The sequence below is a fragment of the Buttiauxella sp. 3AFRM03 genome, from assembly GCF_003675305.1.
Taxonomy (GTDB): domain Bacteria; phylum Pseudomonadota; class Gammaproteobacteria; order Enterobacterales; family Enterobacteriaceae; genus Buttiauxella; species Buttiauxella ferragutiae.
Map to the genome: position 1 here is coordinate 3,575,360 of NZ_CP033076.1, position 14,404 is coordinate 3,589,763.

A 14,404-nucleotide genomic window follows, 5' to 3' on the forward strand; every position below is an offset into this window, starting at 1 on the left:
ACCTACGAGGGGCTTTATCGTAAATGATGCACAACCTGGTTGCTGCTGCCGCGCCAGACAAGCGCCGGATCTTTGAGATCCTGAACAAATTTACCGTCAATCAGCACATTGATTAAATCAACAACTTCACGTTGAGCTTCGGTTAATTCATCAAGCCTATAGCCCGTCCACATCCAGATATCTTTGCCGGGACATTCCGTTTTCACTCGTCGCACCAGTTTCAACACATCCGCGATATTTTGCGGATGAAGCGGATCGCCGCCTGAAAGCGACAACCCCTGGCGGCGGATACGCGTGTCGTTCAGATCGTTAATGATCCGGTCTTCCATCTCCTGCGTGAACGGCACACCGGAATTCACCCGCCATGTGCTTTTGTTATAACAGCCTGCGCACTCATGCACGCAGCCTGAAACAAACAGTGTGCAGCGGGTACCCGGCCCGTTAACAATATCAACCGGGTAATATTGATGCATGTTCACTTAGCCGATCTGCCCGTTGCCAAGGTGCTTCACGCGGCGCTTCACTTCTTCTTGCTTGCCGGCGTTAAACGGGCGAGCATCCGGGCTGCCGAGGTAACCGCAAACGCGGCGCGTTACCGAGACGCGAGCGGCGTCGTGGTTACCACATTTCGGGCAGGTGAAGCCTTTGCTGGTGCATTCAAACTCACCGGTAAAGCCACATTCGTAGCACTCATCAATTGGCGTGTTAGTGCCGTAGTACGGAACGTGTTGGTAGCTGTAATCCCAGACATCTTCCAGCGCTTGCAAATTGTGCTGAATATTTGGGTATTCGCCGTAACAGATGAAACCGCCGTTCGCGACTGGCGGATAGGCAGCTTCAAAGTCTATTTTGTCGTAAGGGTTAACTTTCTTCTCAACATCTAAGTGGAAGCTGTTGGTGTAGTAACCTTTATCCGTTACGCCTGCAACCACGCCAAACTCAGCGGTATCAAGACGGCAGAAGCGGTCACACAGGTTTTCACTTGGCGTGCTGTAAAGGCTGAAACCGTAGCCGGTTTCTTCTTTCCATGTGTCAGTTGCCTGGCGCAGACGCTCAACAATTGCCACGGCTTTCGCACGCAGTTCTTCGCTGTCGTAAACGTGCTGATTACCAAACAGCGCATTCACCGTTTCGTGGATGCCGATATAACCCAGGGAAATCGACGCACGGCCATTTTTGAAGATCTCCGACACGTCGTCGTCGGCTTTCAGGCGCACACCGCAAGCCCCTTCCATATACAGGATTGGCGCAACGCGAGCTTTCACTCCTTCCAGCCGTGCAATACGCGTCATCAGGGCTTTAAAAGCCAGCTCCAGACGGCTATCGAGCAGCGTCCAGAAAGTGGCTTCATCGCCTTTTGCTTCCAGCGCAATACGCGGCAAGTTCAGGCTGATCACGCCGATGTTATTACGGCCATCGTGAATCTGCTCGCCGTTCTCTTCATATACGCCAAGGAAACTACGGCAGCCCATTGGTGTTTTGAACGAGCCGGTCACTTTCACGACCTGGTCATAGTTCAGGATATCCGGGTACATGCGCTTGCTGGCGCACTCCAGAGCCAACTGTTTAATGTCGTAGTTTGCATCGCCAGCCTTGTGGTTCAGACCCTCTTTGATAGCAAATACCAGTTTCGGGAACACCGCCGTTTTGCGGTTTTTGCCCAGACCTGCGATGCGATTACGCAGAATAGATTTCTGAATCAGACGTGATTCCCAACTAGTTCCCAGGCCAAAACCAAAGGTGACAAACGGCGTCTGACCATTGGCTGTATGCAGCGTATTCACTTCATATTCCAGGGACTGGAAGGCGTCATAACACTCTTTCTCAGTACGGGAAAGCGCATAACCTTCGGCATCCGGGATCTGCCATTCCTCGGCGGTTTCACGGTGTTTTTCAAAGCTTGCGGTGACAAATGGCGCCAGCACTTCGTCAATACGGTTAATCGTGGTGCCGCCGTAAATATGGCTGGCAACCTGAGCAATAATTTGCGCAGTCACCGCTGTGGCGGTAGAGATGGATTTTGGTGGCTCGATTTCCGCATTACCCATCTTAAAGCCGTGCGTCAGCATGCCTTTGAGATCGATAAGCATGCAGTTAAACATCGGGAAGAACGGGGAGTAATCCAGATCGTGATAGTGAATATCGCCACGCTCGTGGGCCAGTACCACATCACGCGGTAACAAATGCTGTGATGCGTAGTGTTTAGCCACGATCCCGGCTAACAGGTCGCGCTGTGTCGGGATAACCTTGCTGTCTTTATTGGCATTTTCGTTGAGCAAGGCGGAGTTAGTTTGTTCAACCAGACCGCGGATCTCCTGGTTTAAGCGGCCACGTTTTTCGCGCTCAATATCACGGTCATGACGATATTCGATATAAGCACGCGCCAGTTGCTTGTAGTCACCAGCCATCAGCTGATTTTCCACGGCAGTCTGGATTTCACCGATATCAACCTGAGTGCGGCCTTCCATTTGCGCACGAACAATATCTGCGACGGTGGCGCAATAGTCTGCGTCATCGACTCCCGCTGCTTTAGCTGCACGAAGAATAGCTTCTTTAATGCGCTCTGAAGTGAAAGGCACTTTGCACCCGTCTCTTTTCATCACATGCGGTGTCATGATCTCTCCATTCTAAAAAGGTTATCCACAAAGGATTGAAATTGTTCGCAAGCCGAAATTTGCTCGCGTTGCCATAGGCTTTATGATTTTGAGCCGATGTTTATCCACAGATAATCCCCTGAATCCTCTGTGGTACTTGTTGCTATAATAGTCGAAAAATACAATATGTGGGGTCGGGGCGCATTTTAAGGTCTATATGTAGTGCTTTGCATCAAAGATGTTTGTGGTTTTATTGATGCAGAACAAAGTAAATCAGGCGACGCAGTCACGATGGGGGTGTGCTTATTTACGGAGGCGTTTTTTCGTAGAAATACCCAGCAAATGGATGGTGTGATGGAACAGAATCTATACCGAGCCACCACACCGTTAAACAATCAGGTGTTTCCGTTCCAGGATAATGCAGCAAGTAGAAACGCTGTGGCTGAAATCAGCCCCAGAATAGCGGGAACGACCTTATTCTGGAGTACAGGTTTTTCTTGTGGAGCGATTTCATCGCTTTCAGCGCAAAGTAGTGCCATGACTTCATCAGGTGTTCTGACTGCTAATAACGCTTCGCGAAACGCGTCTTCCGTTAAACGACTGGTTAAGGTTGTCAGAAGCTGTATATGGGTGTTACCCGCTTCCTGCGGTGGGATTGCTAACAGAAAAACTAGTCTTACCGGTTCATCCCCCTCAATGCCTGTCCAGTTAATAGGCTGCGGCAATATTGCCAGCGCGAAAGCGGCTTGTGCTACAGCATCACTTTTGCCGTGCGGTACCGCGAGTTCTTCCCCTAGCGCAGTCGGACCTTCAGCTTCACGTTTCATCACACTGTTGATAAATACTGAGGCATTCCGTACTTTTCCTGTTTGTACCAGGCGTTCAGTCAACAGTGTAATGAGCGTGGCTGGCGTCGGATTGACGGGATCAATCAAAATCAGCTCTCGCTGAGTGAGCATGTCCAGTTCCATATTTTTATCCTTATTATTTAGTGTGTTGTATCCACATTACCTGCCAGCCTTTCAGTGTACAGTTGCCAGAAAAAGGGGTGTTACTGAGCAGATCGATGCCACTGATGTTCAACATTAGCGGTTGTGTGTCATTTCTGACATTCACCACGCAGGTTAGCGTTTCGCCGCTTATCGGGTGATGGCGCTCGACGGCAAAAAGCGCATCGTTCAGGGTCAATACATGTTGGTTGGCAAACGGGGAAAAGGCGCTGTGCAGTCGACGGATAGACAGTAACTGGCGCAGACTGTTAAATACGCAACTACTCAAGCTTGTTGTATCCGCTAAGTTTTGCTCAACAATCGCCAGAGGCAGTTTTTTTCGGTTGATCCGCCGATTTATGCCCGATTGTTCTGCCGCCGCCAAATCGTTTTCACTGCCAAGCAGGCTGTGATAATAGATCGCAGGTACGCCGCGTAGCGTGAGCAAAATGGCATGGGCCGCAGTAGTACAGGCGGTTTTTTCTGCCACGCTATGCCATGGTTCACTCAGTGCGCTGAGGAAATTAATGTTCAGCTCATAGGGTGACTGGCTGCCGTCCGGGTTGTTTTTCCATGAGACTAAACCTTGCTTGCGTAATACTTCACTGACAATAAATTCCCGCTCTGCATCCTCAAGCAAATCTTCGGTTGGACGTAAACCAATGCCGTCATGACTCGCCAGAAAATTGAAGAAAGTGACGTTTTCTGGCAAAGGCTGAGTTTCAAGTGATTGTGCCCAATCGCGTAGCCAGCGCACATTGCCACGCAGAAAAGCATGCAGAGTTAACGGCGGCAATGGGAACTGATACACCATTTGCGCTTCGTTTCCGTCACCAAAATAGCTGATGTTTTCAGCATGCGGCACGTTGGTTTCGGTAATCAGGCGGCAGCAAGGAAAAACCTCGTCGAGGATCATGCGCCAGATCTGAATAATCTGGTGAACCTGTGGTAGATGGATACAGCAGCTAGCAGGCTCTTTCCAGATAAAGCCAATCGCATCCAGACGAATGGAGCGCCCACCACGTGCGGCGTATTCCAGTAAAATGTCGATGCTTTCCAGTAGCACCGCAGGTTCGCGGAAATTGAGATCGATCTGATCGGCGCTGAAGGTCGTCCAGATATGCAGCTTTTCACCATTGTGTTTCACGAATGGGGTCAGTAGCGGCAGTGTCCTCGGGCGGGTCACCTGGTGATAATCGCCCTGAGGATCGGCGGCGATGAAAAAATTCTGATACTGCGGCTCACCGCGAAGAAACCCCTGGAACCAGGCGCTGTGCTGCGAGATATGGTTAATCACGCAGTCAAACATCAGATCTGCGTCTTGCGCCAGTGCGGCAATATGCGACCAGTCTCCCAGCTGTGGATCGATTTTCCGGTAGTCGGTGACGCTAAAACCATCGTCAGAAGTCCATGGGTACATCGGCAACAGATGCACGTCGCTTATTACATTCTTGAGATGGCGACGGACGAAATGGTGTAATACCGTAAGCGTTGGCTCACTGTTGTGCTGGAACGCATCGCCGTAGGTAATCATGTAAGCCGTTTTTTCATCTACAGGCGTGGCGGCATAATCCGGGAGTGCCCAGTGTCTGCAACGCTCCATAATGGCGTCACACAATACGGTGTTATCGTTGTCGGGATAAACCCCGGTCAGCGCGGTTTTCAGATGCAGAGCAAGTTCTGAATCATCAGGTTTCATGCGAGTTCTCCATGCACTTTAACTAAAAAATCGACTGTATTAGCTGGGGCGATGTACGATGCGGGTGCGACTTTTTCTTCGAGATAATTCACCTGGCGATGGCGCAGTAACTCAGGCGGCAGTGCCACATCATCATCCGTCGCATTAAATGCCCTGATGACGGTTCCATCTGTGGTGAGTGAATGTGGGATCGCCGACAAAAATAGCGAGTCAGGCAGCGTGATTAAGCTGAATTCGGGTGCCAGCAGGCGTGCGCTAAAGCGTAAGGCAAAGCGTTCCAGGCGATGTTCGGTGGTATTAAGCGCCTGACGCTGGTAGCAGAATGGCTGGTGGATGGCATCTGCTTCAAGTTGGCGCAGGGTAAGATGGCGGGCGTTGTCGGTTAATGCCAGTGCTAGGCTAAAACGCAGCGGTTGTAGCAGTTGTGCGTCCGGCGTTTCCACCACCGTGTTGTTGATACCCGAAGCGCGCCCTGGTCGCCATTCCAGATCGTCACGCCCAAGTACACCTGTGGCTTTAAACAAAGTCAGCGCCACACGGTTGGGTGAGGACTCCAGCACCTGGAATTCTTTCATTCCCATGCTATTGATAACCAGTGCTTTCCCTGGTTGCTCAATGGCGATAATTCCGTCGCTGGTTTCGATATCGACCGGATTTTCCCGTAGTGTGTGCTGCCAGCCGTGAGGATGATTATTCAGCGGACGTGCGATCATAGAGAACGGTTGGGAGGCCAGCGAGTGGCTAGTGTGAATATCGCTGTTAATCACCAACCGTAACCGGTGATCGCAAACTGTGTTGGTCAGCTCGACATGAATGAAAAGATGCGGATTGTCATGATGCAGCTCGCACACCACGGTGACTGGTAATGTCGCTGCGTGCTGTTCTTTCCCCTGTCGTGCTGCCAGATTCGCCGGCAGAGCCAGCGTGGTGCGAAGCGTCAGGCGCTGGAAGTGATCTTGTGTTTCACAGGAGAGAAGCGTGAAATTATCGGCTGCTATTGGGACGTCGCCCGCTAAAGGTGAGAAATCGTAGCTGTCGCCTGCATCGGCGCAATCTTCCAGCGCCAGCAGACTCTCAATTATGCGGCCGGTTTTTTTCTCCACCAGTTTCAATTTTGCGTTTTCGAGGCTCAGGCAGTAATGCTGGTTTTGAATCTCCGCGGTGGCTTTTTTTACCGTTGTGGCAATGAGTTGCGATGGGCTTTCATTCACCTGTACCACGGCATAGCCTAACGCCGGGAGGTCGACGGTTTCTATTGCCACACGCCAGCGATAGTAAGAGGGTTGAGCAACCTCTTGCTCCCCTTGTGGTGTGAGCTGCACAGTTTTACCGCCGGAAAGCGTTTGCTTTTCTATCACGCTAAAAGCCAACGGCTGGCCTGCGCGAGTGAGCGTGAAGCCTGGTGCGACGGTATACAGCGTAGCTTCCACCGTGCCAGACCAAATGCTTGCACGGGTGTTGAATATCAGGAAATCACCTTCACGGCAGGTAGCAAATGCTAGCTCTTTTACCACCAGGTTCCACAAGCTATGGACGACCTGTTCTGCCTGTTTCAGGCGATGCACAATATCCTGATTAGTCGCGTCGCTATTACAGCCGCCCATTGAGTCATGCGCGTGGCTACGCAGAATCGTTTTCCAGGCGTTGTCGACCCATTCGGTATTGACACTGATCCCCTGATTGCGAGCGATAGCGACTACCGGTTCCAGCTTACGTAGCAGGAATTGTTCGATGTCATAATTGCGCTTTTTAATGTCATAACGCACGGAACCAATGGTTTTGTGGATGCGTGTGTAACGTGGGGCTTTCAACTCGCCTTGCCATACCGTTTCTGCATCACATTGCGGGCGCACAGCATCGATAAACTGTTCCAGTGAGCTGAGTATCCATTCGTCCTGTTGCAGAGACGATGCTGACGCCTGAGCCAGAATTTGCGGTAGATTGGGGTCGATATTCACCTGATCTCCACCGCAGGGAAGCAGCACATCAGCAAGGCCTGAACGTTGCTTAATCTGCTCCACCATAGGGAAAATCTTCTGTTCAAGATGGACGCTTGTGGCCTGGATATTCTTGGCGGCACCGTAACCATACGGCATGGAACAGGCCAAAATAGTGGCACCGGATGGCGCTTGCCACCAGAACTGGCTGCGTGGAACTTGCGTGTCGTGGTCAATCCCGCGCCAGAACACCAGGTTATCAAGGCCGCAACCGCGCAAAAGCGTCGGCATCTGGGCATTATGGCCAAACGTATCGGGCAGATAACCCACCTTCATGGCATGACCCAATGAACGGGCAAAAGTGATGCCATATTTCAGATTACGAATGATGGATTCGCCATGCACATTGTAGGTATCGGTTTGAGTATACCAGGGGCCGATAAACAGCCGTTTATCGCTGACAAGCTGTTGTAAAAGATTGCGGTAATCAGGTTTGATCGCCAGAAAATCTTCCACAATGGCCGTTTGCCCATCAAGGTGGTAGTAGGCGTAATCCGGCGCATCAGAGAGCGTGCGCAGGACTTCGATAAAGTTATATGACGCCAGAACGCTGCTGTCCTGATGCGTGAAATACCACTCCTGATCCCAATGGGTATGTGGGATTACATGAATCCGGGTCATGTTCTTTTCCTTATATGATGAAGTCATGCGACGCTTTTCTTGCTAAGAAACAACACACCCAGTGCGCAAATCAGCGAGCCAATCAGCACCCCGAATAAGTAACCCGGCACATTGGTCGCCAGCGGCCAGCCCCAAATCGCAGGTAACGGAAGGGTTTGTTTCACGCCCAGTGAGATGGCGACCAGCGTTCCGCCTACCGCTCCGGTCATAAAAACAGGGATCAGGCGTGGGTTCTTCAGAATGAAGGGAATCGCCCCTTCAGAGATACCGATAACCCCCAGCAGAAGTGATGTGCTACCCAAGGTTTTTTCTTCACTGCTGAAGACATCGGGTAAGCCAAAGCGTCCATTGAGTAATGCCGCAAAACCGACGCCAATCGATGGGATAACAATCGATAGCTCGCGGGCGGTTAAATCGAATGTCGGGCCAGCACCGTTTAACCCCAGCGCTACAGAACCTGCTGCTTTATTGATTGGGCCACCTAAATCGAAGGCGGTACCGGCAGCAATCATTGCGGAGTAGAAACCGCGCCCGGTATCTCCGGCGGCGGTGAAGAATCCCACCATCCATTGGTTGAGTGCGCCAAAAACGGGATTAATCAGATACTGCATCACCATCACCAGCGTAATGCCCGTCAGAAGCGGTACCACCAGCATGGTTTTGATGGTAGTCAGCTGTGTGCTGACTTTGATCACATCGTTGAGATAACGCACCATATAGCCGACGAAAAAGCCAATCGCAATCGCGCCAAAAAAGCTGGATGGCATAAAACCGTCCAAATCAAAGAAGCGTTTATAGATTTCATCAGACATTATGCCACCGATAAAACCAGGGATCAGTGCAGGTTTTCCGGCGATAGAAAAAGCCAGATACATGGCGAAAATCGGGTACATAAATTTGATGGTCATAAAACCCAATTTATCGAGTACCGCGAAAGGGGTGTTTTCAATCTCAATAAACTGACCAGTAATTTTGGCGACGGCCATGAGCAGCCCGCCTAATACCACTACCGGCAGCATATAGCTGATACCCGTCATAATATGACCGATAAAAACCTGGTAAGCCGTGCGCGATATTTCTGGCGATCCTGTTGTTATATGAGGCGTTTTACCGGCATTGAGTGCCTGTTGTAAAAATTCATCCGTATGCTTGATTAATTCCTGGGTGCGGACTTTAAGCTGCGGTAATCCATCAAAGCGTTCTTGATCCTGAATTGGGACATCGACGGCAAGAATAATGGCGTCTGCGCTGGCGATATCTTCGCGCGTAAGGAGATTCTTTACACCATCACTACCTTGTGTTTCTACTTTGACATGAAAGCCATGCTCTTTAGCCCAACTTTCTATTTTCTTTGCCGCCATAAAAGTATGAGCAATACCTGTCGGACACGCAGTGACCGCAACAATACGTTTTGTTTTCATTATGAGACATTCCAGTCATTATATTATTCTGGCGAGTATAAATAGCTCCCAGTGGTATCTAAATAGTTTGCTGATACATATCACGTATCATCATACTAATTACGATCAAAATGTGATTTATGTGGCAGTGGAAAAGAAACTGAAAGTGTAATCTTTACATTTTTAATGACTAAAGGTTTAATTCAGTGAATGCATTTCAGGGAAGTGAACGTCTTATTTATGAGTACATCTTACGGCGTGGTAAGGAAATAGGGGGGCTATCGGCTAAAACTATTGCGCATGATAATTTTACGACTACGACATCCGTTAATCGGGTGTGTAAAAAAATGGGCTATGCAAGTTATACCGAACTGCGTTACAAATTTACTCGTGACCAGGCATTATTTAAACCGATTGAGCGGGAAATGTCCTCTGATGAACCACCATTTCTGAATAGCGTTTGTGAGTTACTGGCGAACTCAGGGCATATCTACCTTTATGCCCGTGGGGCAACGCTGACCAGCCTGAATTATTTATCGCGTTTTCTTTCACTTGCGAACTTACCCCATCTGATGCTCAACGATATTCACCAGCTTACCTGTGTGGTGAAAGGAACCCTGGTATTATTGAGCAAGTCTGGTGAAACACATTCATTGATTGAAATGGCCCATAATGCTCACCGCAAAGGGCTTAAAGTGCTGGTGATTACCAGCCGCAATTCGACACTGGAATCCCTGGGAACAGTCTGTTGGCCGCTGGAAATTAATCGTAATCCCATTTCGCTCTATCAGCGTGAAGGGCAGCTGGATTTGCTGATGGTTGTAGACCGCATTGGCTGTCATCTTTTACAGCACAACGCAGTCTGACTCTATCGTTTTATAAGGACTTAACGAGTCCCAGGCGTACGGCGTAATCATTCTCATGATTGCCGTCATTGTTGATGTAGGTTTTATCCAGCGAAACCAGTTCGACGTACGGTGTCCAACCGTCATCCAGTTTGTAGTTGAAGGCCAGAGTATGTTCCCAGTAGGTATCATCACCAGTCCCCTGGTCGACGCCATCCTGCCAGCGGAAACGAGGGTTATAAGACATACCAAATTTACCCATGTTGTAGGCAAACCAGATATCAAACTGATGTGACTGGCGGCGGGTATAGCCGCTGCCGTCCAGTTCCCGGTCGCTGTGGGCATCATTCACAGTGTTATAGCGGTAACGAGTAGAAATATTTAACCCATTATCAAAGGACTTCCAGCCCTGAATAAATGGACGATAGTGGGTGTTGGTGCCGGTAAAAACAGTGACCATCCCCGGAGCAACGGCATAACCATTACCGAGGTCAAAACGCCAGCGGGTTTCAATTTCCTCTGCTGCCTCGGTAACACCTTTATCATCTGGATTATAACGGTCGGTATCACCGAAAAATGTATCATTATGATTTTGTGCAGCTTCAACAGAAAAATAAAATCCATTATCTGCTTGATGCATCACTTTAATACGCGAATCATTAACATCTGAATTTGTATTATGCCCGAAACGAACATCCACTGCGGTAGTGGAACTCCAGGCAACGTTAGAGATGAGTAATGAAGCTAGTAATGATATTTTTGAAATAGAGGTATTCATAAACGTCCTGTCTAATAAATGAAATGTAGGCAGGACAAATTGTGATTAATTCATTGCAGCGTGTTAAAGGTTTTATAATCCATTCGTTGTATAGCAATACTACGAGATAATAAAAGAGAAAAAGCAGATAAAATACATTGTGTGTTTTATCTGCCACTTAAAATTACTGCAACCAATAAACCGCCTCAAATGGCCGTAAGCTGATCTCGCCAGGTTTCCCCGCTGCATCAGCGTAGTTGCTCATCAGTACATCCCAGTCGCCTTCAAAGGCTTCCGGCATCCACCATTGATTTTCACGGCTGAGGTTCGCCGCAACCACCAGTGTTTGCCCTTGCCATTCACGGCGGTAACACCACAAATACGGATGCTCAGGCAGCAGATCCTGATAACTACCCCAGGTGAAAACAGGGTTGGCTTTACGCAGTTTGATGAGGCGTTGGTAGGCATAAAATACTGAATCGGCATCGTCAACCGCTGCTCTGGCATTGATGGTCTGATAGTTATCGCACAGGTTGATCCACGGCGTACCGGTGGTAAATCCTGCGTTTTCGCCATCGTCCCATTGCATCGGCGTACGGCTGTTATCGCGCGATTTACTGGCGAGGATCGCCAGCAGATTGTCACTCTCGCGGCCCTGGGCGCGCAGTTCGGCGTACATGTTGTGGCTTTCGACATCACGGTAATCAATGATGCGTTTGAAGTGCGGGTTGGTCATCCCCAACTCTTCGCCCTGATAGATATACGGCGTGCCCTGCATGCCATGTAGCACCATCGCCAGCATTTTGGCTGCCGGCACACGCAGCTCGCCTTCGTCACCAAAGCGCGACACAATGCGCGGCTGGTCGTGGTTACACCAGAACAACGCATTCCACGCTACGTTGTGCATGCCTTGTTGCCAGTGGCTGAAAATCGCTTTCAGTGCGATGTAATCAGGGGCTGCCAGCGCCCATTTTTGCCCGTCCGGATAATCCACTTTCAGGTGATGGAAGTTGAACGTCATCGACAGTTCATTGCTGTTGAGTGCGGCATATTGCTGGCAGTTATCGAGCGTGGTGGAGGACATTTCGCCCACCGTCATTAACTCGCGTGGTACAAACACATCGCGGCTTAATTCTTGCAGATATTCGTGGATGCGCGGCCCGTCGGTGTAAAAACGACGCCCGTCACCGCCTTCAATATCCGCCGGGAAATCCTGATCCTTGGAAACCAGGTTGATCACATCAAGACGCAAACCATCTACGCCACGGTCGGCCCAGAATTCGCAGACCTTTTTCAGTTCAGCGCGAACTTGCGGGTTTTCCCAGTTGAGATCCGCCTGCTCCGGCGCAAACAGGTGCAGATAATACTGGCCGCTCTCTGCGTGCCAGCGCCAGGCGTTACCACCGAATTTAGAGCGCCAGTTGTTGGGTAAAACGTCTGGCGTACCGTCGCGCCAGATATAAAACTCGCGGTACGGGCTCTCTTTGTTCAGCGATTCGTGGAACCATGCATGTTGCGTGGAAGTATGGTTAAACACCATATCCAGAACGACGCGGATACCGCGCTCGTGGGCGCCAGCAACCAGTAAATCAAAGTCATCCAGCGTGCCGTAGGTATGATCGATGGCACAGTAGTTCGCCACGTCATAGCCGTTATCGACCTGCGGCGAAACATAAAACGGTGTCAGCCAGATGGCATCCACACCAAGCAGTTTGAGATAGTCCAGGCGCTTAATTACGCCAATCAAATCACCGGTACCACTGCCAGTCGTGTCCTGGAAACTCTTCGGGTAGATCTGGTAAATGACACCGTGTTGCCACCAGGGAGGAGTTGTATTCATAAATCATTCCTAAAACCAGTGAGGCCAATGTGACCTCTGTTGTCGGATGACGCTAGCGCTTATCCGACCTACGAAAAGCCTTTGTAGGGTGGATAAGCGTTAGCGTCATCCACCACCGATTGTGAACCGATTACACCACCAGCAACAAACCTTGACGGTGTTTGCGTTTATACATCACGCTGGTCAATACAATCGGCACGATGACCGCAATCAGAATCGCCAGCGAATACACTTCCCAGTAACGCGGCTGAATGGACAGAATGCCCGGTAAACCACCCACGCCAATCCCGTTTGCCATCACGCCACTCAGGCCACACAGTAAGCCCGCAAGCCCTGAGCCAATCATTGCGCACAGCATCGGGAAGCGGTATTTCAGGTTGATGCCGTACATCGCCGGTTCGGTCACGCCCAGGTAGGCAGAAATCGCCGCCGGAACTGAAATCTCACGTTCGTTGTGCTTACGGCTGCAAATGATAATGCCAACCACCGCAGACGCCTGAGCAATGTTAGACAGCGCAATCAGCGGCCAAACTGGGGTTCCGCCCATGCTCTGAATCATCTGCATATCGATGGCGAGCGTGGTCTGATGTACACCGGTAATCACCAGCGGCGCGTAAAGGAAGCCAAACAACGCAGCGCCAATCGGGGCAAAACTGCCGGTCATCAGGTGGCGAACCGCAAAGGCCACACCGTCACCAATCCAGCGGCCAAACGGGCCGATAAACGCGTGCGCCAGGAATACCGCCAGAATCAACGAACACACAGGCACTACTACAAGATAGAGGTAATCCGGCACGATGCGTTTCAGACGCGTCTCAATAAAGCCCAGAGCCAGGCCCGCCAACAAGGCTGGAATCACTTGCGCCTGGTAGCCCACTTTCTCGATGGTAAACAGGCCAAAGTTCCACACTTCAGGAATTTTGCTACCCAATTCATAGGCATTCATCAGCTGTGGTGATACCAGCGTGACGCCAAGCACAATCCCAAGGATAGGTGTCCCGCCCATTTTTCGCACGGCTGACCAGCAAATACCGACTGGCAGATAGAAGAAGATTGCCTCGCCAATCAGCCATAAGAAGTCGTAAATCGATTGTAGCGACGGGTGCATTTGCGCCAGCGTCTGCCCGTTGCTCATCGGCAAGTCGCCGATCACATTACGGAAGCCGAGGATTAGACCGCCGCTGATCAATGCCGGTAACAGTGGGAAGAAGATCTCGGCGAAGTGGGAGATCAAACGCTCATGCCATTTCATATTCTGGCGCGCGGCGAGTTTTGCTTGTTCTTTGTCTGAGTTGCTGTGGCCACTTGTGGCGATCAACGCCTGATAGTAATCGCCGACTTCGGGGCCAATCACTACCTGGAACTGCCCGGCATTGGTAAAGCAGCCTTTCACCATCGGTAATTCTTCAATCTGTTTTGGTGATGCAGCGGCTGGGTTATTCAATACAAAACGCAAGCGGGTAATACAATGGCTCACAGTGGCGATGTTGCCACGTCCGCCAACCAGCTCTATCAGCCTGTCTATATCTTGTTGTTTCACTTTGGCCATGATGATGTCCCGAGGTAGTGAGGTGTTATCTGCCAGCAAGGTTATCTTTTAATCTTTTTTACGAAAATGGGAACGTTCCCTAAATAAGGCGACGATCACAATAAACCGTAAAA

10 protein-coding genes are annotated in these 14,404 nt (G+C 50.2%); 1 reads left to right on the forward strand and 9 read right to left on the reverse strand.

Going from position 1 to position 14,404, the window contains the following annotated elements; all coding sequences use genetic code 11:
- Positions 1-14: 14 nt before the first annotated feature.
- The 6 genes from nrdG to D8682_RS18275 all read right to left on the reverse strand — a co-directional run bounded on the left by nrdG (position 15) and on the right by D8682_RS18275 (position 9,321).
- Entirely contained in the window at positions 15-479 is a 465-nt protein-coding gene (nrdG, locus tag D8682_RS18250; protein ID WP_064543189.1) for an anaerobic ribonucleoside-triphosphate reductase-activating protein, read from the reverse strand.
- The gene (gene nrdD, locus D8682_RS18255; RefSeq protein ID WP_121814822.1) at positions 480-2,615 is read right to left on the reverse strand and encodes an anaerobic ribonucleoside-triphosphate reductase; all 2,136 of its coding nucleotides are present in this window, start codon (positions 2,613-2,615) and stop codon (positions 480-482) included.
- A gap of 374 nt (positions 2,616-2,989) precedes the next feature.
- On the reverse strand, positions 2,990-3,565 hold the full coding sequence (locus D8682_RS18260; protein WP_121814823.1) for a fructose PTS transporter subunit IIA: 576 nt from the start codon (positions 3,563-3,565) through the stop codon (positions 2,990-2,992).
- Between the two features lie 13 nt (positions 3,566-3,578).
- Positions 3,579-5,282, reverse strand: a complete 1,704-nt coding sequence (locus D8682_RS18265) for a sugar phosphorylase (protein ID WP_238392778.1) — start codon at positions 5,280-5,282, stop codon at positions 3,579-3,581.
- A complete protein-coding gene (locus tag D8682_RS18270) occupies positions 5,279-7,900 on the reverse strand; it encodes a glycoside hydrolase family 38 C-terminal domain-containing protein (protein WP_121814824.1) in 2,622 nt (873 codons plus the stop codon). Before D8682_RS18270 ends, D8682_RS18265 begins: the two co-directional genes overlap by 4 nt.
- A gap of 23 nt (positions 7,901-7,923) precedes the next feature.
- Entirely contained in the window at positions 7,924-9,321 is a 1,398-nt protein-coding gene (locus tag D8682_RS18275) for a PTS fructose transporter subunit IIC (RefSeq protein ID WP_121814825.1), read from the reverse strand.
- A 185-nt stretch (positions 9,322-9,506) separates the two neighbouring features.
- Here D8682_RS18275 and D8682_RS18280 point away from each other — a divergent pair, with 185 nt between their 5' ends.
- Positions 9,507-10,166 carry a MurR/RpiR family transcriptional regulator gene (locus D8682_RS18280; protein ID WP_121814826.1) on the forward strand — a complete coding sequence of 220 codons (660 nt, stop codon included), beginning with the start codon at positions 9,507-9,509 and terminating at the stop codon, positions 10,164-10,166.
- A gap of 10 nt (positions 10,167-10,176) precedes the next feature.
- Here D8682_RS18280 and D8682_RS18285 read toward each other — a convergent pair whose 3' ends face one another.
- The 3 genes from D8682_RS18285 to treB form a co-directional block, all read right to left on the reverse strand.
- Complete coding sequence (locus tag D8682_RS18285) at positions 10,177-10,923, reverse strand: oligogalacturonate-specific porin KdgM family protein (protein ID WP_121814827.1); 747 nt, start codon at positions 10,921-10,923, stop codon at positions 10,177-10,179.
- Between the two features lie 163 nt (positions 10,924-11,086).
- Positions 11,087-12,742 carry an alpha,alpha-phosphotrehalase gene (gene treC / locus D8682_RS18290; protein WP_121814828.1) on the reverse strand — a complete coding sequence of 552 codons (1,656 nt, stop codon included), beginning with the start codon at positions 12,740-12,742 and terminating at the stop codon, positions 11,087-11,089.
- Between the two features lie 130 nt (positions 12,743-12,872).
- Complete coding sequence (gene treB, locus D8682_RS18295) at positions 12,873-14,291, reverse strand: PTS trehalose transporter subunit IIBC (protein ID WP_121814829.1); 1,419 nt, start codon at positions 14,289-14,291, stop codon at positions 12,873-12,875.
- Positions 14,292-14,404: the final 113 nt, after the last annotated feature.